We start from the raw sequence: 25,158 nt of genomic DNA, 5'->3' as shown, positions 1-25,158 counted from the left end.
GTTTTAAGCGCTTACTGGGTCTTGGCCGACTTTCACGACCATTTTCCCAAAGTTCTTTCCCTTGAGAAGGCCGATGAAGGCTTCCGGCGCCGTCTCGATCCCCTCAACGATGTCCTCACGATACTTGACCCGGCCATCGGCGATCCAACCGGCCATGTCACGTGCAAAGTCCGAATAGTCCGAGGCGAAATCGTAGACGATGAAGCCCTGGATACGGAGCCGCTTGGTCAACACCGCGCGCATCAGCGCCGGCACCTTTGTGTCCATCTCGGGAAAGCTGGTCGCATTGTAGAAGGCGATGGTGCCGCAGACCGGCATCCGGGCGAACTGGTTGAACAACGGGAAGACCGCGTCGAACACCCTGCCGCTGACATTTTCGAAATAAACGTCGATCCCGTCCGGGCAGGCCTTTGCAAGCTGTTCAGCAAAATCCGCTGCCCGGTGATCCACCGCCGCATCGAAACCGAGCTCGTCCACCAGATAGGCACATTTATCCGCGCCACCGGCGATGCCGACCGCCCGGGCGCCCCTGATTTTCGCGATCTGCCCGACAGCGGAGCCAACAGGACCTGACGCGGCGGCAACCACCACCGTCTCGCCCGCTTTCGGCATGCCGATATTCTTCAGTCCTGCATAGGCCGTCAGTCCCGGCATGCCGAGCACACCGAGCGCTGTCGAAATCGGCGCCGATCCGGCAGCGACCTTGCGCACCCCAGTGCCATCGGAGAGCCCGTAACTCTGCCAGCCAGCCCGGGCGAGTACGATGTCTCCGGGCGCGAAATCCGGATTGTTCGATTCCATCACCTCAGCAACGGTCTCGCCTTCCATCACGCCGTCGATCGGCACCGGCGCCGCATAGGATTTCGCATCGCTCATCCGGCCGCGCATATAGGGGTCCAGTGACAGATAGATCACCCGCAACAGTATCTCGCCAGCGCCGGGAGTCGGGATTTCGGCCTCGTCGAGACGGAAATTCTCCGGAACCGGAGCGCCTTCCGGGCGCGACGCCAGCAACCAGCGGCGATTTATGGCAGTGCTCATGTCGGGACCTCCTGATCTTTAAGACGATCTTGGATACCGTCGCCACGCGCACTGGGTCCAGCGCCGATCCGTGTCCGCTTCATTCGCGATAAGGATCGGCTGCAAGAAATCAGCCGGCTTCGGCAAGCTCCACCACCGGCCCGCCCGCGGCTTCCGCGTCTTCGGGGTCGTGCGTAACCAGGACCGTCGGCAGGCCGGCGTCCCGCAGGCGCTCGAAGGTGAATCGCCTGATATCGCCCCGCAAATGCCGGTCGAGCTTTGAAAATGGCTCATCGAGAAGCGCCGCTTTCGGCTCCGACAAAAGCAACCGGAGAAGGGCGACGCGGGACGCCTGCCCTCCCGAGAGCGTCGCCGGATCGCGATCCGCAAACCCTTCCAGACCGAACCGGTCGAGCGCCTCCCCGGCAGATTCAAGGCGGTCGCGCCCCCCTGGAGGCATGCCGAACAACAGGTTTCCGCCCACACTCAGATGCGGGAACAGCATCGGGTCCTGGAACAGCAAACCGACATGCCGAGCCTCCGGCAGAGCATCGGTGATATCGGCGCCATTCAGCACAATCCGGCCCGCAGCACTGAACGGTGCTGTCAGAAAGCCGGCGACAAAGGACAGCAATGTCGATTTTCCGGAACCGGACGGCCCCATGACGGTCAGCACGGTGCCTGGCTCGATCACACAATCAAGCGACAGCAATGCCTTGCCACCGAGGGTAATCCGAACATCTTTCAAACACAGTCCCGAAGTCACCGTACCCCTCCCAGCATGCCGCGGCGATTGCGCCAGATCAGGCGTGGTGCGGCAAGTGCCAACGCGAACCCGGCCACCGGCAGGATTGCCTGTGTTAGAGCCCAGGCCCCGATCAGGCGGCGGTCCCCGCCCGCCGCAAGCGCGATAGCCTCCGTTGTCACAGTCTCCACACGCCCCGCCCCGAGTAGACGGGTCACCAGATATTGGCCGATACTGATTGCAGTCCCGACGGCAAAGGCCGTGAGCAGCGGTGTCAGCAGCATTGGCAGACGCACGCGCCAGAACGCCCCCGCCGCGCTCTGACCAAGTGTCCGGGCGATTTTCGTCCAGGCCGGGTCCTGCCGACGGTAGGCTTCCGAAAGCGAGAGATAGACATAGGGCAGCACGAAAATGACATGGCCCGCCGCGACCAACCCGCCGCCCGGAGGCGCTCCCGCCAGTTCCGCCAGCAACACCAGACCGAAGATGAAACCGATCTGCGGCACCAGAAGCGGCACATAGATCAGGAATTCCAGAATGCGGCCCGACCGCACGTCACGCTGGCGTTCGTTTTCAAGAACGCAAACCACGAGCACGAGGGACAGCAGCGTCGTCAGCAGCGCGATCCAGAGGGTCGCCGCAACCGGACCGCCCGCCGTTTCCGCGACGCTCTGCCAGTGCGCCAATGTCCAACGCCCCGGCAGCGCATCGGGAAAGCGCCAGACCCGGGCGAAGGCATTCAGGGCAAGTGCGGCTATGCCGAGGACCGAGGCAAGGATGAGCGCCGGAAACAATCCCCGCCCCAGCGTTGCAAGACCTGCATCGCCGGTGCGCCTTTTGCCAGAGACAAGCCAGCCGCGCGCCAGCCATCCGATGCATCGTTCGGCCAGGATCCAGAGAGCGATGGCCCCGGCCGTCACGGCGAATTGCAGAATGGCCCCCGCCGAAGCGATCATTCTGAAATCGAGATCCGGATCGTTCGACCAACGCAGGACCTGCACCGCCAGCGGCGGCGGCGAGACCGGGCCGAGAATCAGCGCGACATCGATATTGGCTGAGGAATAAGCGATCACCGCATAGACCGGCAGGCGGAGCAGCGGATAAAGCGCCGGCACCACGCTTTTGAACCAGGCCGAGATCCGTCCGTACCCGATGGACCGGGCCAGCCGCATCCTCTCGCCCGCATGGATCTGGGCAAGCGGCGCCAGCGCCATCAGCAGCAGGAACGGCACTTCCTTCATCACAAGCCCCGCCATCAGGGAGAGCCCCCATTCGTCCTGTACAATCAGCAGGTCCGGTGGGCGCTGCCACCCAGTCGCCCAGGGTGAAAGCAGCCGGGCGAGGAACCCGGACGGCGCGATCAAAAAGGCTAAAGCAAATGCCGCAGCAGCATGAGGGACCGCCAGCATTGGCGCGATCGCCTGCCGCAACCAGACAAAGGCCCGAGTCTCGAAAAAGACAGCCAGAAACAAGAGCGCGAGGAGAAGAGATATCCCCGCCGTCAAAATCCCGGAGGCGAACGACAAGATGACCGAGCCGCCGATACCCGGCCAGTCGAGCAGAGCGCGCCAAGCATCGAGCCCGAATTCGTCATGACCGAGCGACGGCAGAAACCCGAAAGACGGGATCAACGCGCCGAGCGACCCGGCAAGGACCGGTCCGGTCAGGATAGCGGCAACCAGATAGGGGGCTACTCTCAGCATGCAGTCGGCACCGGCGGTGAAAGTGTCACCGTACTCCGTACCGCCGCACCCATTCGACCTCAAGCGCTTCGGTCCAACTCGGATGTGGTTCGGCCAGCATGGCCCCGAGCTTATCCGCAGGAAGCGCCGCCGGGCCGAGATCAAGGCTGCGGATCGCGTCCGCTTCTTCTTTCTTCAGCTGGCCGAGAGACAGAACCGTGGCGGAGCCCCAATGTGCCGGGTCCTGCTTGCGCATCTGCGCTTCTGGCGAGAGCAGGAAATTCGCGAGGACCATCGCCGCGTCGCTGTGGGCCGCGTTGAACGGAATGGCAACGAAGCTGACATTGCCGATGGTACCCTCGTCAAAGACGTAGTTGCGCACCGTTTCCGGCAGCTCGCCGCTATCGATGCCCGCCGACGCCTCTGACTGGCTGAAGGCGAACGCGATATCAATTTCCCCGTCGCTCATCAGACGGCGCATCCCGCCAGCGTTCTTCGGGAAACTGCGCGCCTGCCGCCAGAGAGCGGGATGAAGCTGATCCAGATAGTCCCAGAGCGGCTGAGACACCGCGGCAAAATCACCCTCCGAAACCAGCTTGTAGAGAGCGGACTTGTCGGCTGCGCGTTCGATCAGGATTTGCTTGAGAAAGGTCGTCCCTAGAAAGCTCGGAGGCAGCGGGTAGGTGAAACGGCCTCTATTCTCCTGCGCCCAGGCGAGCAAAGCGTCTGAAGTGGCGGGCGGCTCCGGCAAAACAGCCGTATCACGATAGAAGACCAGCCGGGCCCGCGCCCACGGCATCTCCAGCCCCTCGACGGGCACCCCGAAATCAAGGCCAAGATCCGGATTGTTCGCCGGGTCGGTCAATGTGTTATTGGGAAGCCTTTCGAGCCACGGCCCAAACAGCAGACCGTTCCTCTTCATCGCGGCAAAGTTCTCGCCATTGATCCAGATCAGATCAATCGCGCCACCTTCAGTGCGTCCGGCGGACTTTTCAGCCAGGACGCGGGCGACCGCTTCCGCCGTGTCCGTCAGCTTCACATGCACGAGCGAGATGCCAAAGCGCTCCTCGACCTGCTCACCGGCCCAATCGATATAAGCGTTGATTCGGGAATCACCGCCCCAGGCATTCCAGTAAACCGTCTGCCCCCGGGCGGCATCAAGCACCTGCTTCCATTCCCTGGACGCATCTTCTGCAGAGGCCGGCGACAATCCACCCAAAAGCCCCAAAACCAGTGTAAGCGCCGCAATGCCGCGTCGATAAAGCACGTGAGAAACTCCATAGCTGACTGCAGATGTTAAGCGACGCAACGCTAATACAGCTCAATTGCAGATCGAAATGACATCGTCGCGAGCACAGAGTAGCTTCTCCCTCGTGCGTTTTCGCGCCGTTTTCGCGACTACAGTTTCGACACGCGGAACTGCGTTCCGCAAATTGACCTTGGCGCACCGGGCGTGGCATATTTGAAATGAACCTGCCCACGAACGAGAGGCAGGGCCGGAGCCTCAAGGCTCTGGCGGTGAGATAGGAAACGGCCAGGCAAGATGCCCAACAACACTGATAATAATGATGACGACAAGGATCGCCAGTTCGTCACCGCCCTCGCACGCGGTCTTGAGATCCTACGCGCCTTCAAGCCTGGTGACGGCGGTCTCGGGAACCAGGAGCTCGCGGAGCGCACTAAGCTGCCGAAGCCGACGATCTCGCGCCTGACACATACACTGACAAAGCTCGACTATCTGACCCTGGATGATAGCACCGGCCTCTATCAGCTCGGCCCGAGCGTGCTGTCTCTCGGCTATTCCTTCCTCTCCAATCTCGACATCCGCGCCCGGGCCCGCCCGCTGATGCAGCAGATGGCGAATGATGTGGACGCGGCGATCTCGCTCGGCACGCGTGACCGGCTCGAGATGCTGTATCTCGAAACCTGCCGTGGCGATGGCGCATTGACGCTACGCCTCGATGTCGGCTCCCGCCTTCCAATCGCGGAAACCGCCATGGGCAGGGCTTTTCTCGCGGCTTTGCCCGCAGACGAGCGCGAATATCTGATGGACCACATCAAGCGCAAGGATCCGGAACGCTACGCCAAGGTAAAAGACGGTGTAGATCAGGCGGTAGAAGACATCGCCAAATACGGCTTCACCTTCTCGCTCGCCGACTGGCACAAGGATGTGCATGCCGTAGGCGTCCCCGTCATCATGCCGGATCGCTCTGCCGTGTTCGCCCTCAATTGCGGCGGCCCGAGCTTCCTGCTGTCCCGCGAGAAGCTTGAGACCGACCTTGGACCGCGTCTTGTCCGGCTGGCGGAAACCCTGACCATGGGAAGTCAGAGTATTCGTGTCGTCGCCTCGAACACCTGAACCAGTTCACCTGCCTCCAGCTTACCTGCCGACCGGACGGACCTGAAATGACCGAGAGTTTCGAACGCAGCTTTTCCAAAGGCTCGTACCTTCACGCGATCATCGACCGCAGAGCGGAAGACGCTGCGGATCGCATTCTCTTGAGCGATGCCGAAATCGCGCTCGACGGACGTGGTCTTAAAGAGGCTGTCGACAAGGCCGCCGACGCGCTGAAGCTCTATGGCGTGCGTGGCGGTGACCGGGTCGTGCTGGTGAACGAAAACGCCGCTGCCCTGCTGGCGCTGATCTTCGCACTGTCCCGGATCGGTGCCTGGACCGTGCTGGTCAACGCCCGTCTGACTGGCAACGAGATCCGCAAGATCACGGAGCATGCGGGTGCCCGCACCACGCTCTTCACCACCGGCGTTTCGCCGGACGCGGCGGCCCACGCGGCCGTAGCCGGTGCCGTACCGTTCGATATGGCGCCCCTCACCGGCGTTCAGATCGCCCCGCTGAATGACGCTGTCGTTGCCGAGCCGCTCGGCCGGGACGGGGCCGACCAGGTCGCTGCTCTGATCTATACATCAGGCACGACCGGACAACCCAAGGGCGTCATGCTGACCCATGACAACCTGCTGTTCATCGCCGAGGTCTCCGGCAGCCTCCGCGCCATCGGCCCGAAAGATCTCGCCTACGGGGTCCTGCCGACATCCCATGTGTTCGGGCTGGCCTCGGTCTTCCTCGGCACCCTGGCACATGGCGGACATCTGCACACAGTCTCCAGGTTCGCGCCGAAAGATGCAGCCCGGGCTCTCGCCGAGGACGGCGTCACCATCTTCCAGGGCGTTCCGGCCATGTATGCCCATCTACTGGAACTCGCGGCCAAGAATGGCGCGCCCGTGCCCGCCCCCATGCTGCGCTATCTCTCCGCCGGCGGTGCCCCGCTCGACCTTACGGTCAAGGCCAAAGTCGAAGCGATGTGGAAGCAACCTCTGCATAACGGCTACGGGCTGACCGAAACGTCGCCGACCGTTACCACCACACGCATGGATGATCCGGCGAAAGACGAAACCGTCGGCCCGGCTATTCCCGGCGTTGAATTCAGGATCGCAGACAGGGATACCGGCCTGCCGAAGCAGACCGGCGATGTCGGCGAAATCTGGATCCGTGGCCCCAATGTGATGAAGGGGTATTATCGCGATACTGAACAGACCGCTCAGGTCATCACATCTGATGGCTGGTTCAGGTCCGGCGATCTCGGGCGTGTGGATGCCGCCGGCAATCTCTATGTCGTCGGCCGCCTGAAGGAACTGATCATCCGATCTGGCTTCAACGTCTACCCGGCCGAGGTCGAAGGCGTTCTCGCCCAGCATTCAGACATCGCCCTGTCAGCCGTGGTTGGCAGGGTGTCAGAAGATAACGAGGAAGTGGTCGCGTTTATCCAGCCCATAGCCGGCCGTACAATCAAAAAGGACGCACTGGAAGCCCATATGCGGGCCAATCTCGCGCCCTATAAATGCCCCAGCCACTACGTTTTCCTGAAAGCTCTTCCGGCAACCGCTACGGGCAAAATCCTGAAGGCGGAGCTGAAAAAACAGGCGGACATCATCAGCTCCGGATAATCAATCGAGGCCGTCCCGGACACGCCGCGCAATGCTGCATTGCGCAATCAATTCCTTGACTTCCTTCACTTTAACCATCACTTCTACTGCCAAGCGGGGTAATCGCGCGACGGTCTCAAGCGGACTTTCTGTTACCCTGCAATTGGATAAATCTCCGTTTGCTCCAGGTGCGCGTGGAAGACGGGCTAAGACGATGCCCTATCTATCGTCTCCGGACTAGATAGCGCTACGTTGCAATGGACCAAATGACTCTGTGACTAGTAAGACTTTTTCAGAACTCGCCTTGTGCGAGCCCATCCTGCGTTCCCTGACGGAAGCCGGATACGAAACCCCCACTCCAATCCAACAGCAATCGATCCCCCTGCTTCTGGACCGCCGCGACCTGCTCGCGATCGCCCAGACCGGAACGGGTAAGACGGCCGCATTCTCGCTGCCGATATTGCATCAGCTTGCTGAAGCCGACAAAGCCGGACGCCGCAAGACAGCCCCGAAAACCGTTCGGGTTCTGATTCTCGCCCCGACCCGCGAGCTCGCGGTTCAGATCGGCGAAAGCATCTCGACCTACACCCGGCACCTTCGCCTGAAGAAGGTCGTTGTGGTTGGCGGCGTTGCCTTTGGCCCGCAGAAGGCTTCCCTCGGCAGCGGAGCGGATATTCTTATTGCGACCCCGGGCCGTCTGCTCGATCTCGTGAACCGCAACTGCCTTATCCTCGATCAGGTCTCGCACCTCGTGCTCGACGAAGCCGACCGTATGCTCGACATGGGCTTTATTCATGACGTGCGTAAGATCGCAAAACTGATCCCAGCCTCCAGGCAGAGCCTGTTGTTCTCCGCCACCATGCCACCGAAGGTCGAGCAGCTGGCTCAGTTCCTGCTGAAAGAGCCGGCTCGTGTGGAAGTGACACCGGAACAGCTGACCGTCGAGCGTATTCACCAGACGGTGCACCATGTGCCGTCCTCCTCCAAGCAAGGCCTCTTGCTTGAGATTCTGTCGAACCCCGACTTCAACAAGGTCATCATCTTCACCCGGACCAAACATAAAGCGGACCGGGTTTCGAAGATGCTCACTGCCTCCGGGATCGAATCCGAAGCCTTGCATGGAAACAAGACCCAGAGCGCGCGTCAGCGGGCTCTGCAACGGTTCCGTAACGGCGCTTGCCGGGCACTTGTTGCCACGGATATTGCCGCACGCGGGATTGATGTCAGCGACGTCACCCACGTGATCAACTTCGAATTGCCGAACGAACCCGAAAGCTATGTGCACCGTATCGGACGCACGGCGCGGGCTGGCACCGAAGGTTCGGCTCTGTCGCTCTGCGATCCGGAAGAGTTCGCTTACCTGCTCGATATCGAACGTCTTACGGGACAACGGATCGAAGTGATCGGCGGATCGGCTCCCGAGCGGCATCACGCGAACGACGGTGGAAAGCGTCGTGGCCAGCGCCCGAACGGACCGGGCAAAGGCCGTGGCCAGAACCGGCGTGGCGGTCAGTCTTTCGCGAAGAAAGACGGCAATGGCGGCGGTAACGGTTCAGGCGAAAAGTCGGATCGCCGTCCGCAGAAGCCTGGCAACAAGCCGAAGGCTCCGCACGGGAAACCGAATAGCGGCGGGGGTGAAACCCTCCGGCGCAAACAATCGAAACGCCGCGAGGCAGCTTAAGCTGGCGTTCGAATCATAACCGGTCCGGGCCATCGGGCCGGTTATGAAACTGGCATTGATTTAGTAAGGAGATGAAAATGGCGACAGGGACAGTTAAGTGGTTCAACACCACCAAAGGCTACGGGTTCATTAAGCCGGACGACGGCGGCGCCGATGTGTTCGTTCACATCACGGCACTTCAGACCGCTGGTCTGGACGAGCTGCCTGACGGCACCAAGATCACCTTCGATCTTGAAGAAGATTCCCGCCGTGGCCGGTCTTTCGCCGCAAATCTGAAAGTCGACTAATCAACATTCATGTCCCGGACCCTATTTGGGGTCCGGGACGACCTTCTCCCGATAGCGTGACTTAGAGACCGGTCCGTTCCAGAAGGGAAAGCCAATTCTCCGCAGCAATCTTGCGGATCAGCGTCTCTCCGTATCCCGCCTGCCGATATCTCTCTATCAGCCGGGGCATGCCAGCAGCATCTCCGAGCGCCGCCGGCACGGTACAGCCATCGAAATCAGAGCCGAACGCGACACCGTCCTCGCCGAGCTTTTCCAGCAGGTGGTCCGTGTGCGCGACGACCTGATCCAGGTCTGTCCGCTCGTCTTTGGCGCCATCAGGCCGCAGGAAGCCGACATGGAAGTTGATACCGACGAGTCCTCCACTCTCCCGTACAGCTTCCAGCTGTCGGTCAGTCAGATTGCGTGGCGATTGACAGATCGCATGCGCGTTAGAGTGCGAAGCCACCAGCGGCTTGGTCGAAAGCCGCGCGATATCCCAGAAGCCTTTCTCGGTAATATGCGAGAGATCCACCATGACCCCCATCGTATTGCAGGCGCGGATCAGGTCCCTGCCCGCTTCCGTCAGCCCGCTTCCGGTATCGGGCGAACCCGGGAAATCCATCGGCACCCCATCCGCGAACGCATTTTTCCGGCTCCAGACCGGCCCGAGTGACCGTAGTCCCGCCTGATAGAGAGCGTGCAGGTTGGAGAGATCGGGGCTGAGGCATTCCACACCCTCGATATGAAGGACGATCGCCAGTTTGCCATCCGCCATTGCATGCCGGGCTTCGCTGACCGAACGGGCGATAACAACATCGCCGCCGGACAGGCGTTCGATCGAGAGCGCCATATCGATCATCTTGCGGGTAAAGGGCTCCGCGTTTTCCTGCGACACCGGAGCGAAATTCGCGGGATCGTCCGGCGACAGGTCCAGAGATTCGTCATCGCGCAGGCGGGATGGTGTGAACATGGCAAAGAGACCGCCGCAGAAGCCACCCTTACGGGCACGCGGAAGGTCTAGATGACCGCTCTCTCCCTCTTCGAAAAAGCTCTTCGCGTCCCGACCGCCTCCAGCCAGAACAAGTCGCAGGAGCGTGTCGTTATGGCCGTCAAAAACGGGGACAAGGTCGGCAGACATGGCGCTTCCTTCGAGGCAGGCGTTTTTGGCAACAGGGGCAGCAGGATTTTGCGGGCTACTTGTCCAAGGATTGGACGGCCGGTCCCCTCACGAAACTCTGGACAGCATATTCGCGTCCGGAAGGCATTTTTTCCAGTCGATTTCGGTCAGCCACATTTCCAGTCTTGGGCTGACCTCTGTAATTCCCGGGAAATTCTTTCGATTTCAAAACTAAGCGACATCAGAAAGTCACTTAAAAGCAATCACTTCGTTACGCGACTCACCTAGAGAGAACGGGCGGCGCGGCAGGCGGCGGATGGCAACGAAGGCGCAGGGTAAACCAGCACAAGCGATGTCTTTCGTCGCAGGACGGCTCCGATTGAGAGCCGTCCCCCGCCGCACCAATTCCCCGTGCTATCCGATAGCTGCTTCAGCTCTGCGCCGATTCATCCGGGCAAAGAGAAGGACAGGCACACTGAGCGTTCCGCCGATGAGCGTCATGTGCAGATGCGACAGTCCCGGAATAACGTCCCCCGGAGCGGCGAAGAACAATCCACCCACCAGAAGAAGGCCCCGTGCAGCCATCGGCAGCATCCCGGACCCGATTGTACCAAAGCCCGCTATATAGCCCTGTAGCGCACTGCCGATGAGATAAACACCGAGCAGCGCGGTTGCCAGCACAACGATCACCTCCGCCGTATCACCTTCACCGATCAGCGCCGGATTGAGCACGAAGAAGAACGGCACGAAATAGATGATGCTGCCAAGGCGCATGGCTTCAACACCGGCGGCAAGCGCATTGGTCCTGGCCATGGTCGCCGCGGCAAAGGCACCGAGGGCCACCGGCGGTGTGATGTAGGACACCATGCCCCAATAGAGGATGAAGAGATGCACGGCGAGCTCGTTCAGGCCAGCCTTCACCAGAGCCGGTGCAAGCACCACGGCGAGGAAGATGTAGCAGGCAGTGACCGTCATCCCCATGCCGAAGATGAAGCTGGTGATTGCCCCCATGACCAACAGCATGAAGACAGAGCCACCCGCGAGGAAGATCAGGTCATTGACCAGGGTCCCGGCAAGTCCGGTCGCCGAGAATGCGCCCACAATCAGGCCAATACCAAGCAGTACCGCGACCAGTTCGGTCAAACCGCGTCCGATGCTGTAGATCAGATTAAAGAAGCCCTTCACGTCGAACCTGTGCTTCTTCGAGATCTGGTTGATTATCAGCAGCAGCGCTGTCGCATAGAACGGCGCCCAGGTTTCCTGACGCAGGAACATCATCAGGAAGATCAGCAGGGCAAAGACAAAGAGATAGTACCAGCCCTCTTTCATGGTCTCCCAGATTGACGGCAACTGTTCGCGCGGGATGCCTTTCAGATTATGACGGGCTGCATAGGCATCGATCTGGATGAAGAGACCGAAATAATAGAGCAGCGACGGAATGGCCGCGGCCGCCGCGATTTCCAGATAGGGCCGCCCCAGAAAGGACGCCATGACGAAGGCCGTGGTGCCCATGACCGGCGGCATAAGCACGCCGCCAGTGGAGGCACAGGCTTCCGTACCGGCTGCATAGCGCGCGGGGAAGCCTGTCTTCTTCATCGCCGGGATGGAAATCGCACCGGTCGTCAGCACATTTGAGATGACACTGCCCGAGAGCGAGCCCATGAAGCCGGAGGCAAAGATCGCCACCTTCGCCGCACCGCCGCGCAGGTTGCCGACAAGCGCCAGCGCCAGATTGTTAAAGAACGCGCCGCCGCCGGTATATTGCAGGGCCGCGCCGAAGATGATGAAGCCAATCACCAGATTGCCGAAGGCCCGCATCGGAATGCCGAAGGAACTCTCGGACGAAATGATGTGATACGGGATCACGTCAACGAAAGGCTGCGCAAAGCCCGATATCGGGCCCGGCATGACGTCTGCAAAAGTCGGGTAGAGCGAGAAGACAAAGACGATCAGAAAAATCACCAGACCGCCAGCACGCCGGGTCGCCTCCATGATGAGCGCCCAGAACAGGAAGGAAATCCAGCGGGCCGTTTCCGGCGGCGCATATTCCCATCCTTCTTCAAGGCTGATCTCAGCCGTGTAGGCAAAGTAACCGGAAACCCCCACGGCCAACACAGCCAGAACCCAGTCATACCAGGCAACCGAGGCGCCAGGCGTACCGCGCAGCGGGAACGAAAGGAATGTGAGAGACAGGAACAGTCCCGCGAGCAGAAAGAGATAGCGTCCTTCCAGGATCACGATCCCGGCGAAGAACTGCAAGTTGAAGAGCTGATTGACGGACAGCAAGACAGCCGCCGCGGTGAACAGGATGAAAATCCATTTAGCAACGCCGCTCAGCACGCGGGTGCGCTGCTTTTCTTCGACTTCGCCACCATTATCGTTGTCCGTGCCGGACGACGGGGAAACTTGCTCACTCATGGGGAGCGCCTCAACTCACAAATGCTGCATCTGAAATGGTCGGAGGACGACGCATGGTGCGCCGTCCCCTGACGTTGAAGAAAGGTTGTTGGACTTAGAATACCGCGTCGAGACCAGCGGCGTTCAGAGCCGCATGACGAGCAGTGCGCCATTCTGCAGCCCAAGCGTCTTCGGCAACGTTCTTGGCGAGGAAGTCAGCCCAAGCCTTCTGCAGAACGTCCTGACGCTTCAGAAGACCGTTGTTGTGCGCCTCTTCGGCGTCACCCCATTTGCCAACCTCTTTGTAGAATTTGACGGCGCCAGCGTGATATGGCACGACCCATTTCAGGTTCTGCTTGTCCAGCGCCCAGCCATTGATCCCCGGAGCCTTGCCAGCATAGTCGTCAAAGAGTTCAACCATCGCCTTGGTCATGTTGTAGACGAGGTCTTCGTCCTGCTCCGGATAGGTGACCAGAACCGGATACGGATAGGCACCGGTCGCAACCGGCTTTTCTTTCGTGATCGTGGCGCCAACGGTGGCGTTGGTCGGCTGGAAGAACGGCGCGATCTTGTTCATACGCGCCCAGCCATCCTTGTCACTCGCTGGAAGCGGCGGCCAGAGTAGGCCACGCGGGCTGGCTTCCATTTCGTAGACCTTGCCGGAGCTGGTAGAAGCGAAGGCCGCGTCGACCTGGCCATTCACCATGCCAGCCCAGGAAGCTCCGAAACCACCGAACTCAACCTTTTCGACGTCATCCCAGGTCAGGCCGCCAAAGGCGAGATAGGCCTCGGTGTTGACGTTCAGGGAGGGCGAGCCCTTGACCCAGGCAACGCGCTTGCCCTTCAGATCCTTGTATTCCTTGACACCGATGTCATTGGCAACGCCAACGGCAAGGCCGATAGCGCCATTGTTCATCATCAGCGTGCGGATCGGCTGCGGACCCCAGCGCTTGGAGCCGAAGTCAAATGCACCTTCCTGCGCCATGAAGCTGGCGCCGACGCCAGTCGCGGAGAACTGAACCTTCTTCTGGCGCAGCGGCTCGGTCCGGGAAACGTCGTTCTTGCCCGGCAGGACACGCAGGTTAACGCCAAGCTTGGTTTTCAGCGCGCCACCGATAGCAACAGACTGATTGTAACCGGCTGTACCGGTGCCGTAAGCCGTCCAGGCCAACTGGCTCGGCAGCTTGGCATCGGCCATGACTGTACCGGCAAAAGCGACGGTGAAAGCAGCTCCGGCGAGCGCAGCACGCCGGAATGAATGCAGAGTAATGCCCATGAAAATCCTCCTTTAGGCTCCCTGGTGGCCCGGTTTCACGATGACTTGTGGTCCGGACCCCTTTGCAAAGTGCGACTTATTGATGGCGCCGCACTTTTGCGAAATTGCGTTTCGCAAACAAAATATCCGCAATTGACAAGCGGTCAAGCGATTGCGTTCGCGGAGCAACAACATTCAGGAACGAGACTAATCCGGACGCTGCACAAGCGGTATCTCCCGGCCCCTTCCTCTATGCCTCGGGAAAGCCTAGAATCACGAGAAAAAGCATAATGGGAGGATTGAGCATGACATCCGAAACGACGCACCCTCCGAAAATAGTCATTCGGGCCGGCACGGTTGCCGACCTCAGAGCCGCGTTGAGTGATGGCTGGCAGGATTTTCTGAAAGCTCCGGGATTCGGATTGTTCTTCGGAGGCTTTTTCGCTCTCGGCGGCATAGCCATCCTGGCCATGACCTGGGCGCTGGGGCTGTCCTATCTTGCTTACCCGACCGCAGTGGGCTTTTCCCTGATTGGGCCGTTTGCCGCCGTCGGACTGTACGAGGTCAGCAGGCGGCTCTCCGCGGGTCAGGATCTTGTATGGAGAGACGTTCTTGACGTCATTTTCGCTCAACGGCGACGCGAGATCGGCTGGATGGCCTTCGTGACCATGTTCATGCTGATCATGTGGATGTATCAGGTCCGCGTTCTTCTCGCTATTTTTCTCGGTTTTCAATCATTTACAAGTTTTGACGGTTTCCTGACCGTGATCCTGACCACCTATGACGGCCTCGCGTTTCTTATTCTCGGTCACGCTTTCGGAGCTGTGCTCGCGCTGATCCTGTTTTCAGCCACCGTCATTTCTTTCCCGCTCCTGCTCGAACAGGAACATGATTTCATCACCGCTATGATCACCAGCTTCAAGACCGTCACGATGAGTCCGCTCGTCATGATCGGCTGGGCCGCAATTATCGGACTGACCCTCTATCTGTCGATGCTGCCGGCATTCCTTGGCCTGCTGGTCACCCTTCCCGTTCTCGGGCATGCGACCTGGCATCTGTACAAGAGGTTGATTTCTTTCGAAACTTAAGCGTTTTCGATCAAATGCCGGTCGATCAGGAGCATCTCGGCATCAATCAGACTCAGCAACTCTTCCAACACGTCGGCACACGCCGTCGTGGATGAACCAGCATCTCTGAAGCAGCCTTCAACCAGTTTCGACTGCTCGAAGATGTCATTCAGCCGCAAATTGCCCGCAACCCCCTTGATCTGGTGTGCATAGCGATGTGCGCTCTCATTATCGCCCGCGTCGACATGCCCGGAAAAAACGGTGCGCGCATCCGCAAAACTTTCCCGGAACTGACCGAGGAAGCGGCCCACCATGGAGGCGTCGCCAATCATCTCGGCAAGCGGCTCATAGCGCTTTGCAAGATCGTCTGACGTCAGTGCGGTTTCGTTGTTCTCTTTGATCACGGCACCCTCTTCCGAACCCGACTGTTCGCCAAAATGACCCGCTCCACCGTCAGGAGCGCGCATCAAATCTGCGCCATCAATGTTGCACCACTTCCAGAGAGCGGCGAACAATTTCTTGTTCTCGATTGGCTTCGTGACGTGGTCCTGCATGCCGACGGAGAAACATTTCTCCCTCTCGTTCGCCATCGCATTGGCAGTCATCGCAATGATTGGCAAATCATCAAATTCCGGTTCTTCCCGAATGATTTCCGTCGCCGCATACCCGTCCATGACTGGCATCTGAATATCCATCAGCACGGCGTCAAAGGCCCCGCGCCCCTCTGCCCTCAGAAGGTTCAGCGCTATCAACCCGTTCACCGCCGGCGTGACAATGATACCGGCCTTGCCAAGCACCGCGTCCGCCACCTCACGATTGATCGCGTTGTCCTCAACCAATAACACCCGCAGCCCCCTCAATCCGTCGGGGGGAACAGATTGACCTTTCTTCCCTGCCACGAAATCCATTTTATCGAACAGAAGAGCGGCGCCATCGAACAGAACCGATGCATTGATCGGTTTCGTCAAAACGCCCATGGCTCCGGCCTCAAGCGCTGCTTCTTTCAGAGTGTCGGTCTCATCGGCCGAAACGATAAGAATGCGGGGCTTATCGTCACCTTTGGCTGCGGCAGTCTCGCATATGCTTCGGCACGCCATCAGGCCATCGACATCCGGCATCATGTAATCAATCAGAAAGGCATCGAACAGCCCACTGTCAGCAGCGGCGGCTATCGCTTCGGCGCCGCCCTCGACGACATGCGCCTCGATCCCCATCCGGGACAGCATCTCGTGCATCAGGATCCGGGCCGTTTCACTATTGTCGGCCACAAGGACACGTTTTCCCTTGAGACACTCAAACGCCTTGACCTGGTACGGGGTGGTAGCGGTACCAATCGCGGCCTGTAATCTGAGGTGAAACGTGCTGCCTTTACCCGGAATGCTCTCGACCCAAATCTCACCACCCAGCAGATCGGCGAGCGACCGGCTGATTGAAAGGCCGAGCCCGGTGCCGCCAAAGCGCCGCGTGGTCGAAGGATCCGCCTGAGTAAAGGATTTGAAAACATTCGCGGCCTGCTGGTCGGTCATTCCCACGCCGGTATCCCGGACAGCGAAATGCAAGGTAGCAGTGCCATCCGCGATGGCCTCTGTTTCAATGGTGAGGACAACCTCGCCCCGTTCGGTAAACTTCACGGCGTTGCTGAGGAAGTTCAGAAGGATCTGGCCTATGCGGACCGGATCTCCCTTGAGATTCATCGGTGTGTCAGGATCGACATCGATCCGGAAGTCCAAGCCCTTTTCTGCGGCCCGCAACGCCATCACGTCACTGATTCTCCGGAGCTCGACATCCAGGCCAAAATCGACGACCTCAAGGGTCATTTCACCGGCCTCGATCTTGGAGAAATCCAGAACATCCTTGACGATGGACAGCAGACTTTGCGACGACGCCTCGATCTTCTCCATATAATCGCGCTGCTTTTCATCAAGCTGCGTTTCGGCGAGCAATCGGCTGAGTCCGATAACCCCGTTGAGGGGCGTTCGAAGCTCGTGGCTCATGTTAGCCAGGAACATCGACTTCGCGCTGGTCGCGATCTCGGCCACCTCGCGAGCGTGCCGCAGTTCCGCCTCCTGCTCCTTCAACTCGGTAATATCGATCCGAAGCCCGACCCTGCTGCCGTCGCTCGTCGTGCTCTCGATTGCCCGCGCCCAGCCATTTTTGAATGATCGATCGAACCGCACGACATCTGGCGAACGATGCAGCGCCAGCCGTTTCTCTATCCATTCTTCCTGCGCACCCTCCGCGATATTGAACAACCCGGAAGCGGCAGCCTTGCGTAGTCCATCCTCGTAGCTCAGCCCGACTTCGGCTTTCACACCGAAAGCCTCCATGAAGGTCGCGTAATGAGAATTGAACAGAGCAAGTCGGTCGTCGGAATCGTAAAGGCAGAAACCGTCCGGCAGCGCCTCAATTGCGTCGGTCAATTGCCTGTGTGCCTCTTCCGCCCGGCGCTCGGCTTGCTTCAGTTGTGTAATATCCAGACCGAACCACGCGACGGCGCCATTGGAGAGTTTCTGTTGGTGAATCATCATGTGCCGGTCGCCTGACAACTCCAGATAGTGAGAGTGCTCAGGTAGCCTATGTGTCTCAAGCCGTTCGACGATCCACTCTTCTTCACGCCCGATCGCAGCCGTTACGTGGCCTTCATTAGCAACCGCGCGAAGAACATCTTCGAAAGCAATTCCCGGAACCAGAATGGATGCAAAATTCTGATTCAGCTTGATATAAGCGTCGTTACAGACAACCAGACAATCGTCAGGACCCCACAGGACAAATGGCTCGGTAACCTGCTGAAATGCCTCTTTCAGCAGCCCTGCTTCCCGGCGGACCATTATTTCGGCAGTGATATTCGACGCGAAACCACGATAGCCAAGGAATCCTCCCTTGGCATCAAATTGCGGCGCTCCACTCGTCCGCACCCAGAGCTCGGCATGCGACGTCTGTCTACGATAAATAAAGCTGTCGAATGGACGCCTGGCTGCCAGATCTTCCATATGCGCCTGCCAGACCTCGGGCCGCACGTTGCGGCCGCCGACATCCTCGCGCGATTTACCGTAGTGCCATTCCGGGGTTCTTCCGGCCAGTCGCTCCACAGAATTGGAGACATAGATGAAGTGATGGTTCTCGTCTGTCTCCCAGAACCATCCGTTTGAGACATCGGCGAAAGCTTCTAGCCGGTCCCGCTCTTCATCAAAACCAACACCAGCCAAGGCTGAGTCCTTCTCGCGTTTCATCGCCTGCTCCGAGAAGCCAAAAGGTTCTCAGAACATTGGTATCCTCGATACCAATGGTCAGGAACAAAGCACTCTCCAACTTTACCCGACAAGAATAAAACCATGTTCCTTAGCGTGGGGTTAAATTCCGCTATTTAGAAAAGATCTCGGCTATTGTTTTGCTGAGAGAACGGTCTGTTCTGGCACAACCCGTCGAAAAACATCTATCGATGGCTGATATTAAGGTCCGGGCAATCAATTGCCATGCTGTAAAGGTCGGGAGGACGCAATGATCAAAGGACTTCACCACAACGCGTATCGCTGCCGTGATTCCGAGGAAACGCGGGCTTTCTACGAGGATTTCCTGGGGTTGCCACTGGTCCATGCCTTCGAGATCAAGGAAACCAAGAGCGGACGAGCGACCGGGACACTGCACTCCTTCTATCAAATGGACGACGGCTCGGCCCTTGCCTTCTTCGAAGCACCCGACCGGCCGTTCGAGTTCAAGGAGCAGCATGATTTCGATCTTCACATTGCGCTTGAGGTCACACCCGACGATCTGAAAACCATGCACCAGAAGGGCAAGGACGCGGGAATCGAAACCCGTGGCGTCGCCGATCACGGTTTCATCGACTCGATCTATTTCCGTGATCCGAATGGGTATGTGATTGAATTGACAGCCAAACGCGAAGGGCATGACGAAGCAATGGCGAGCAAGGAACACGCCCACGCGACGTTGAAAGACTGGCAGGCTAGCAAGTCTTGAGCTGAGTTGGTTCTCTAGCCCAGATCAATGGCATCAGTGGGCAAGACCGTCGCGGGCCCGACCGGAGACAGGAAGTCCGACCAGATCGCGTTGTGATGCTCGATGATCTTCCCGGCAGAAAGATAAGGCCGGTCCGCAGTTGTATGCCCGTCGGACGGAACGAGTGTCGCATAGCGACGTGCCAGCGCTGACCGGACCGTCGTATCGATACAAAAGTCCGATGCGCATCCCGTCACGATGACTTGCTCGATTTGCTCGCGCTCCAGCAGAGCTTCAAGACCTGTGTTAAGAAACGCATCACAGGACGTCTTATGGACGACCATATCGGCCGGAACCTGTTCCAGCTCCGGCAGAAGATGCCAGCCGGGCGCATCCGGATGATGCGGATCCCCCTCAGGGCCATCATGCTGCACAAAGATGACAGGCATCCCACGCGCGCGGACCTTTGCCGCCAGCAGGTTGATGCGCTCAACAGTTCCCAGCGAATCGTAGCGGGCGGAATAGGGCGTGAAGGATCCGAGCTGCATGTCGATGACGATCAGTGCGGTTTTCATGCATGCTCCCCGACAGCGATACGCGTCGCGTCAGACCGCGCCGCTATCCTTCAGTCTTGCAACCTCGCCGGAAGAATAACCCAGTTCAGCGAGGATCTCATCGGTCTGGGCACCAAGCTCCGGCGGCGGCGCATCCACGCGCGGTGCCTCGCCATCGATTTTGACGCCCGGCACGACAATACTGACATCCCGTCCCACGCCCGAAACCTTCTCGAAGGTCTCGACCAGCCCCCGGCCGGCAACCTGCGGCACAGCAAGGACTTCTGGAACGCTCAGCACGCGGCCGGCTGGCACACCGGCTTCGTTCAACCTGGCCTCCCATGACACCGCATCGTCCTGCATGAACGCTTCTGTCATCAGGGCTGCCAGGGCGACCCGGTTTTCCAGCCGGGCCGACCGGGTGGCGAAACGCGGATCGGAAATCAGCGCCTCACGGTCGAGGATCCGGCAGGCAGCCTCGAACTGCTCCTGCTTGTTAGCCGCGATATTCAGCAGTCCGTTGCGCGTCTCGAACGTTCCCGATGGGCTTGCAGTGACATTATCATTGCCGAGAGGCTGAGGCGGTCGCCCGGCGATCAAGAAATTGGAGACCGCCCATCCCATGGTCGCAAGAACAGATTCGAGCATCGCCACATCGATGAAACGGGGCTCCGTCCGGTCCTGCTCTGCCAGCGCCGCCGAGATCGCCATCGCCGCAGTCAATCCGCCGATGGTGTCCGCAACCGGGAAGCCGACGCGATACGGCGCGGTATCCGGCGCGCCGGTAATGCTCATGACACCGGACATGCCCTGGATGATCTGGTCGTAGGCAGGCAGATCACGCATCGGCCCGTCCTGACCGAAGCCGGAAATCGCACAGTAGACCAGGTCCGGACGAGACTGTTTCAAAACCTCGAAGCCGAGCCCGAGGCGCTGCATCACACCGGGCCGAAAATTCTCGACCAGCACATCCGCCCCCGCAACGAGCCGGCGGAACACAGCCTTTCCGTCCTCGGATTTCAGATTGAGGGTGATGGAGCGCTTGCCCGCATTCTGGGCCAGAAACGAGACTCCCATGAGAGCTTCATTCAGGTCCTTGTCGGCACCAAGCTGGCGGGCAAGATCGCCGGTTCCCGGTACTTCGACCTTGATCACCTCAGCGCCGAGATGGGCGAGCTGATGACAACAGAACGGTCCCGCCAGCACATTGGTCAGGTCAAGAACCCGCCTGCCAGCCAAAGGCTTCGGTGATGTCATGCTCTCCGCCCCAATCGGATCGCTTCAGTTACTTGGTGCCGTACATCCTGTCCCCGGCATCGCCGAGACCGGGCATGATATAGCCCTTCTCGTTCAGCTGACGGTCGATGGACGCGGTGAACACCGGCACGTCCGGCAATGCTTTCTGGAAGGTCTCGATGCCCTCCGGCGCCGCCAGCAGGCAGACGAACTTGATATTCGTGGCACCCGCGGCTTTAAGGCGGTTAATTGCCGCGACGGCGGAGTTGCCAGTCGCCAGCATCGGATCGACAACGATGAAGAGGCGCTCGTCCCGGTGTTCCGGCAGCTTCATGTAATACTCGACCGGCTCCAGCGTCTTCGGATCGCGATAAAGACCGATATGTCCAACGCGCGCCGACGGCACCAGCTCAAGCATACCGTCCAGCAACCCGTTCCCGGCGCGCAGGATCGAGACAAAGCAGAGCTTCTTCCCCTCAAGGCGCGGCGCCATCATGGTTTCCAGCGGAGTTTCGATCTCGACGGTCTCGACATCCAGATCCCGCAGCACCTCATAGGCCAGAAGATGCGCGATTTCCTTCAGCAGATGCCGGAACTTGGAGGTGGTTGTGTCAGCCTTCCGCATGATGGTCAGCTTGTGCTGGACGAGCGGATGATCGACGACGGTGACGGGATGTGCGCTCAAGGGTCTCTCTCCTCGCATTCCGGTTCCTGACCGGGAAATGTCATATTTCGCCCAGTCATACGCCGTCATCTGAAAAGGGCAAGCCCGCTGGCGCCGATTTCAGCTCTTCGTCCGGTTTGCCAGCGCAATACCGCCCAGCACGAGGACGAGTGCCGCAGCATGATACCAGGCGAAGACCTCACCCAAAATCACCACGGCGAGCCCGGACGCGAAGACCGGCACCAGGTTGACGAACACTCCTGCCCGGCCCGGACCGATCAGATCGACCCCGCGCAGGAAGAAGATCTGCGCCAGAAAAGACGGGAACAGGGTGACGAACAGAACGATTCCCCAGCCCTTCAGCGTCGGCCACTGGAAATCGCCTGCATACGCCTCGATCGCAGCCAGTGGCAGCGCAGTAATAAAGGCCGCGGCGGCCATGATGGTGAACATGGCGATGCCCGAAACATTTGGCCGCTTCCGGAGCGCTACCGTGTATCCGGCATAGAGAGCGCAGGCCATCACCATCAGCAGGTCACCGTGGTTGAAAGCGAGCGCCGCAAGTCGCTCCAGCTCTCCATGAGAGGCAATCAGAACGATACCGACCATGGTGAGCAGCACGCCACCGCCCTGCACCAGGGAAACCCGCGTGCCATAGGCGAGCAGTGCACCGATCAGCACGAAGACCGGAATGGAACCCTGCAGGATGCCCATATTGATCGCCACCGTGGAATGGGCGGCAACGTAGAACAGCCCGTTGAACATGGTGAAACCGAGAGTACCGAGAGCGAACAGAAACCAGAATCGCTCCCGCAATACCGGCCATTCAGCCAACACCTTTTTCCGAGAAACGATGCCCATCAGAATCACGACGCCGGCCCAGCGCAGCAGAACCAGAGCCATCGGCGAAACTTCATCGATTGCAAGCCGGCCAGCAACGGCATTCCCGCCCCACATCAATGTGGTGAGGGCGAGCAAAATATAGGCGTTCCCGTAGAAGGCGCCGGTAAGGCCGCCCGCTTTCGGACCCAACATGAGTAGGCTCCCGGATGAGTGGTCCGGACAGAACGCCGGATTGCGGTCACACTGATAAGAAACCGTCTCTTTTGCAACCCGATTATGAAATAAAATTACTCACGCGGCGCGAGAGGATACTTCCGCCATATAGGACTCCAGAGCATCCACCTGGGCCTTTGAAAGCCGGAGCCCCAGCTTGCTGCGCCGCCAAAGAATGTCCTCTGCCGTCACCGCCCATTCCCGGCTCATCAGATAGCGAACTTCCGCTTCCGTCAGACCGGCGCCAAAATCCCGTCCGAGATCCGAAAGCGCCTTCGCATTTCCGAGAATCGTCTCGGCCAATGTCCCGAACTGGCGTTCGATCCGGAGAGCGGTGCCATCGTCAAGGAACGGGTATTTCTGCTTCAGAGCCTGAAGCCTGCCCGCAAATTCCAGAACCGGAAAGTCGCCGCCGGGCAGCGGCTCGGACCCGCTCCATTCCGGCCCTTTGGAGCCGAGAGCAGCCTCGATCTTTTTCATGACGGAATTTGCGAGCCGCCGATAGGTGGTCAGCTTGCCGCCGAAGATATTCACCAGCACACCGCTCTCTGGATCGCCCTCCTCGCGCAGCACATAATCCCGGGTCGCTTCCTGTGCCTTCGATGCACCGTCGTCAAACAGGGGACGCACGCCGGAATAGGTCCAGACAATGTCGTCGACCGCGACCTGCCGCTTGAAATACTCGCCAGCGGCGGCACAGAGGTAAGCCGATTCTTCCGGCGTGATCGCAACTTTTGCGGGGTCGCCCTGATAATCCCTGTCCGTGGTCCCGATCAGGGTGAAATCGCGCTCATAGGGAATGGCGAAGAAAATCCGGCCATCGGAATTCTGAAAGATGTAACTCCGGTCATGGTCGTAGAGCTTCGGTACGACGATATGACTGCCCTGTACCAGCCGGACATTCCGCGCGCCGTTGCGTCCGAAAGTTTCGCCCAACACCCGGTCGACCCACGGCCCCGCCGCATTGACGAGCAACCGCGCTTCAATGTCCCGCTCGGCTCCGGTCCGGAGATCGCGCAAGGTCACCCGCCAGTGCCCGTCCTCTCGAACAGCCTTCACGACTTGTGTGCGGGTATGAATGTCGGCACCGCGGTTTGCCGCATCTCGGGCGTTCAGCACCACCAAACGGGCATCGTCCACCCAGCAATCGGAATACTCGAAGCCTTTCCGGAACACCGCTTTCAGCGGCGCGCCCGCCTCATCCGACGTCAGGTTCAGCACTCGTGTCGGCGGCAGCAACTTCCGCCCGCCAAGGTGGTCGTAAAGAAACAGGCCAAGCCGGAGCAGCCAGGCCGGGCGCAATCCGGAATGGTGCGGCAGGACGAACCGCATCGGGCGCACGATATGCGGCGCCATGGCCCAAAGCACCTCGCGCTCCTCCAGGGATTCGCGCACCAGCCGGAACTCGTAATGCTCCAGATAGCGCAGGCCGCCATGGATCAGTTTGGTCGACCAGGAAGAGGTTCCGCTGGCCAGATCCGACATTTCGGCAAGGCAAACTGAATAGCCGCGCCCGACCGCATCCCGGGCAATACCGCATCCATTGATACCGCCACCGATTACGGCGATGTCATACATTGGAGCATCCTTCTCAGCTTGGATCATTTTCGCCCGGCGCCCCGGGCGCGCTGGCAATAGTCACGCCGTGGAGCGTGCAAAGTTCCTGAACGCTTTCCGGTACATCGGCATCGGTCACAAGGACGTCGATGTCGCTGAGGTGCCCGATGCGAACCGGCGCGTTCCGGTCGAATTTCATATGATCGGCGACAAGAATCGTACGCCGTGCGTGCCGGATGATTTCCTGTGCAACGCGGACTTCGCGGTAATCGTAATCGAGGATGGCGCCATCCTCATCGATCGCGGACGCACCGATTACGGCGTGATCGACCTTGAACTGGCGGATGAAATCGACGGTCGCTTCACCGACGATACCCCCGTCCGTCCGCCGCACCAGACCGCCTGCGATAATGACTTCCGTGGACGGCGATGCCCGCAGGATGTTCGCGACGTTGATGTTGTTCGTGATCACCATCAGACCCTCGCGCTCACGCAAAGCGAAGGCGACCTGCTCCGTGGTGGTCCCGATATTCAGGATGACTGAACTGTTGTCCGGGATCAGCGCCGCCGCAACCGCGCCAATCCTCCGCTTTTCCTCGGCCGCGAGCGAGCGCCGCGCATCGTAGGCGTAATTGATCGCACCGGACGGATAAACCGCTCCGCCATGCACCCGCTGCAGCAGGCCGGCGTCACAGATTTCGTTCAGATCCTTGCGAATGGTCTGAGGCGTCACGTCGAACTGAAGCGCGAGATCATCAACCCCAACACGCCCGGACTGCCGGGCCATTCTCAGGATATCGGTCTGCCGCGGCGAAACCGCATCCATCTCGCGTCCTTTCGTTTACCTTCAATCGAAAAATTCAGCCGCTGGAATCACTGCCTGAATGCTCATATGAAAACACACCAAGGCAGCTTTCGCGCCCAAAATCATCCTACATTCGTTTTCTTTCGATTTCCAGAGAAGCTTT

20 protein-coding genes are annotated in these 25,158 nt (G+C 59.5%); 6 read left to right on the top strand and 14 right to left on the bottom strand.

The annotated features are described in order from the left end of the window. Positions 1-3: 3 nt before the first annotated feature. The 4 genes from K328_RS0101945 to K328_RS0101930 all read right to left on the bottom strand — a co-directional run bounded on the left by K328_RS0101945 (position 4) and on the right by K328_RS0101930 (position 4,714). Positions 4-1,041, bottom strand: coding sequence for an NADP-dependent oxidoreductase (locus tag K328_RS0101945; protein WP_028464516.1), 1,038 nt, complete (start codon positions 1,039-1,041; stop codon positions 4-6). A gap of 109 nt (positions 1,042-1,150) precedes the next feature. Next, on the bottom strand, positions 1,151-1,786 hold the full coding sequence (locus tag K328_RS0101940) for an ATP-binding cassette domain-containing protein (protein WP_028464515.1): 636 nt from the start codon (positions 1,784-1,786) through the stop codon (positions 1,151-1,153). After that, the gene (locus K328_RS0101935; RefSeq protein WP_028464514.1) at positions 1,783-3,468 is read right to left on the bottom strand and encodes an ABC transporter permease; all 1,686 of its coding nucleotides are present in this window, start codon (positions 3,466-3,468) and stop codon (positions 1,783-1,785) included. The genes K328_RS0101940 and K328_RS0101935 overlap by 4 nt, the downstream gene beginning before the upstream one ends. A 25-nt stretch (positions 3,469-3,493) precedes the next feature. Further along, on the bottom strand, positions 3,494-4,714 hold the full coding sequence (locus tag K328_RS0101930; protein ID WP_084608049.1) for an ABC transporter substrate-binding protein: 1,221 nt from the start codon (positions 4,712-4,714) through the stop codon (positions 3,494-3,496). Between the two features lie 276 nt (positions 4,715-4,990). Here K328_RS0101930 and K328_RS0101925 point away from each other — a divergent pair, with 276 nt between their 5' ends. From K328_RS0101925 to K328_RS0101905, 4 genes are all read left to right on the top strand, one after another. Beyond that, a complete protein-coding gene (locus K328_RS0101925; RefSeq protein ID WP_028464512.1) occupies positions 4,991-5,806 on the top strand; it encodes an IclR family transcriptional regulator in 816 nt (271 codons plus the stop codon). A gap of 47 nt (positions 5,807-5,853) precedes the next feature. Beyond that, positions 5,854-7,407: a class I adenylate-forming enzyme family protein gene (locus tag K328_RS22190; RefSeq protein ID WP_051284322.1), complete on the top strand. Its 1,554-nt coding sequence runs from the start codon at positions 5,854-5,856 to the stop codon at positions 7,405-7,407. A 253-nt stretch (positions 7,408-7,660) separates the two neighbouring features. Beyond that, positions 7,661-9,067 carry a DEAD/DEAH box helicase gene (locus K328_RS0101910; protein ID WP_028464511.1) on the top strand — a complete coding sequence of 469 codons (1,407 nt, stop codon included), beginning with the start codon at positions 7,661-7,663 and terminating at the stop codon, positions 9,065-9,067. Between the two features lie 77 nt (positions 9,068-9,144). Next, positions 9,145-9,354 carry a cold-shock protein gene (locus K328_RS0101905; RefSeq protein ID WP_028464510.1) on the top strand — a complete coding sequence of 70 codons (210 nt, stop codon included), beginning with the start codon at positions 9,145-9,147 and terminating at the stop codon, positions 9,352-9,354. A gap of 61 nt (positions 9,355-9,415) precedes the next feature. On the opposite strand, the gene K328_RS0101900 is transcribed toward K328_RS0101905, so the two are convergent. The 3 genes from K328_RS0101900 to K328_RS0101890 form a co-directional block, all read right to left on the bottom strand. Beyond that, positions 9,416-10,471, bottom strand: coding sequence for a dipeptidase (locus K328_RS0101900; RefSeq protein WP_028464509.1), 1,056 nt, complete (start codon positions 10,469-10,471; stop codon positions 9,416-9,418). A gap of 393 nt (positions 10,472-10,864) precedes the next feature. After that, complete coding sequence (locus tag K328_RS0101895) at positions 10,865-12,868, bottom strand: TRAP transporter permease (RefSeq protein ID WP_028464508.1); 2,004 nt, start codon at positions 12,866-12,868, stop codon at positions 10,865-10,867. A 94-nt stretch (positions 12,869-12,962) separates the two neighbouring features. Beyond that, positions 12,963-14,123, bottom strand: coding sequence for a TAXI family TRAP transporter solute-binding subunit (locus K328_RS0101890; RefSeq protein ID WP_028464507.1), 1,161 nt, complete (start codon positions 14,121-14,123; stop codon positions 12,963-12,965). A 284-nt stretch (positions 14,124-14,407) separates the two neighbouring features. Between K328_RS0101890 and K328_RS0101885 the strand changes: the two genes are divergently transcribed. Then, a complete protein-coding gene (locus K328_RS0101885) occupies positions 14,408-15,190 on the top strand; it encodes a DUF2189 domain-containing protein (protein WP_028464506.1) in 783 nt (260 codons plus the stop codon). Here the strand turns inward: K328_RS0101885 and K328_RS25500 are convergent. Then, positions 15,187-18,399 carry a response regulator gene (locus tag K328_RS25500; RefSeq protein WP_051284320.1) on the bottom strand — a complete coding sequence of 1,071 codons (3,213 nt, stop codon included), beginning with the start codon at positions 18,397-18,399 and terminating at the stop codon, positions 15,187-15,189. The genes K328_RS0101885 and K328_RS25500 overlap by 4 nt on opposite strands. A 268-nt stretch (positions 18,400-18,667) precedes the next feature. On the opposite strand from K328_RS25500, the gene K328_RS0101875 reads away from it, so the two are divergent. Next, complete coding sequence (locus K328_RS0101875; protein WP_028464505.1) at positions 18,668-19,144, top strand: VOC family protein; 477 nt, start codon at positions 18,668-18,670, stop codon at positions 19,142-19,144. Between the two features lie 14 nt (positions 19,145-19,158). Here the strand turns inward: K328_RS0101875 and K328_RS0101870 are convergent, their stop codons facing one another. The 6 genes from K328_RS0101870 to K328_RS22180 form a co-directional block, all read right to left on the bottom strand. Further along, positions 19,159-19,698 carry a cysteine hydrolase family protein gene (locus K328_RS0101870; protein WP_028464504.1) on the bottom strand — a complete coding sequence of 180 codons (540 nt, stop codon included), beginning with the start codon at positions 19,696-19,698 and terminating at the stop codon, positions 19,159-19,161. Between the two features lie 30 nt (positions 19,699-19,728). Next, a complete protein-coding gene (locus K328_RS0101865) occupies positions 19,729-20,934 on the bottom strand; it encodes a CaiB/BaiF CoA transferase family protein (RefSeq protein WP_028464503.1) in 1,206 nt (401 codons plus the stop codon). Between the two features lie 28 nt (positions 20,935-20,962). After that, entirely contained in the window at positions 20,963-21,598 is a 636-nt protein-coding gene (gene upp / locus K328_RS0101860; RefSeq protein WP_193170177.1) for a uracil phosphoribosyltransferase, read from the bottom strand. Between the two features lie 99 nt (positions 21,599-21,697). Next, the gene (locus K328_RS0101855) at positions 21,698-22,612 is read right to left on the bottom strand and encodes a DMT family transporter (protein WP_051284318.1); all 915 of its coding nucleotides are present in this window, start codon (positions 22,610-22,612) and stop codon (positions 21,698-21,700) included. Between the two features lie 99 nt (positions 22,613-22,711). Further along, positions 22,712-24,211: a glycerol-3-phosphate dehydrogenase gene (gene glpD, locus K328_RS0101850; RefSeq protein ID WP_084608048.1), complete on the bottom strand. Its 1,500-nt coding sequence runs from the start codon at positions 24,209-24,211 to the stop codon at positions 22,712-22,714. A 13-nt stretch (positions 24,212-24,224) separates the two neighbouring features. Continuing rightward, positions 24,225-25,016, bottom strand: a complete 792-nt coding sequence (locus K328_RS22180) for a DeoR/GlpR family DNA-binding transcription regulator (RefSeq protein WP_051284316.1) — start codon at positions 25,014-25,016, stop codon at positions 24,225-24,227. Positions 25,017-25,158 lie beyond the last annotated feature (142 nt).

This window comes from Nisaea denitrificans DSM 18348, from assembly GCF_000426505.1.
GTDB classification, from domain to species: domain Bacteria; phylum Pseudomonadota; class Alphaproteobacteria; order Thalassobaculales; family Thalassobaculaceae; genus Nisaea; species Nisaea denitrificans.
The sequence above is the reverse complement of the archived record's forward strand: the minus strand, read 5'-3'. Positions and strand labels throughout refer to the sequence as shown.

Coding starts and splice junctions, on each gene's coding strand:
- K328_RS0101945 (WP_028464516.1), bottom strand. CDS start 1,041: ATGAGCACTGCCATAAATCGCCGCTGGTTGCTGGCGTCGCGCCCGGAA.
- K328_RS0101935 (WP_028464514.1), bottom strand. CDS start 3,468: ATGCTGAGAGTAGCCCCCTATCTGGTTGCCGCTATCCTGACCGGACCG.
- K328_RS0101925 (WP_028464512.1), top strand. CDS start 4,991: ATGCCCAACAACACTGATAATAATGATGACGACAAGGATCGCCAGTTC.
- K328_RS22190 (WP_051284322.1), top strand. CDS start 5,854: ATGACCGAGAGTTTCGAACGCAGCTTTTCCAAAGGCTCGTACCTTCAC.
- K328_RS0101905 (WP_028464510.1), top strand. CDS start 9,145: ATGGCGACAGGGACAGTTAAGTGGTTCAACACCACCAAAGGCTACGGG.
- K328_RS0101900 (WP_028464509.1), bottom strand. CDS start 10,471: ATGTCTGCCGACCTTGTCCCCGTTTTTGACGGCCATAACGACACGCTC.
- K328_RS0101895 (WP_028464508.1), bottom strand. CDS start 12,868: ATGAGTGAGCAAGTTTCCCCGTCGTCCGGCACGGACAACGATAATGGT.
- K328_RS0101890 (WP_028464507.1), bottom strand. CDS start 14,123: ATGGGCATTACTCTGCATTCATTCCGGCGTGCTGCGCTCGCCGGAGCT.
- K328_RS0101885 (WP_028464506.1), top strand. CDS start 14,408: ATGACATCCGAAACGACGCACCCTCCGAAAATAGTCATTCGGGCCGGC.
- K328_RS25500 (WP_051284320.1), bottom strand. CDS start 18,399: ATGAAACGCGAGAAGGACTCAGCCTTGGCTGGTGTTGGTTTTGATGAA.
- K328_RS0101875 (WP_028464505.1), top strand. CDS start 18,668: ATGATCAAAGGACTTCACCACAACGCGTATCGCTGCCGTGATTCCGAG.
- K328_RS0101870 (WP_028464504.1), bottom strand. CDS start 19,698: ATGAAAACCGCACTGATCGTCATCGACATGCAGCTCGGATCCTTCACG.
- K328_RS0101865 (WP_028464503.1), bottom strand. CDS start 20,934: ATGACATCACCGAAGCCTTTGGCTGGCAGGCGGGTTCTTGACCTGACC.
- K328_RS0101855 (WP_051284318.1), bottom strand. CDS start 22,612: ATGTTGGGTCCGAAAGCGGGCGGCCTTACCGGCGCCTTCTACGGGAAC.
- glpD (WP_084608048.1), bottom strand. CDS start 24,211: ATGTATGACATCGCCGTAATCGGTGGCGGTATCAATGGATGCGGTATT.
- K328_RS22180 (WP_051284316.1), bottom strand. CDS start 25,016: ATGGATGCGGTTTCGCCGCGGCAGACCGATATCCTGAGAATGGCCCGG.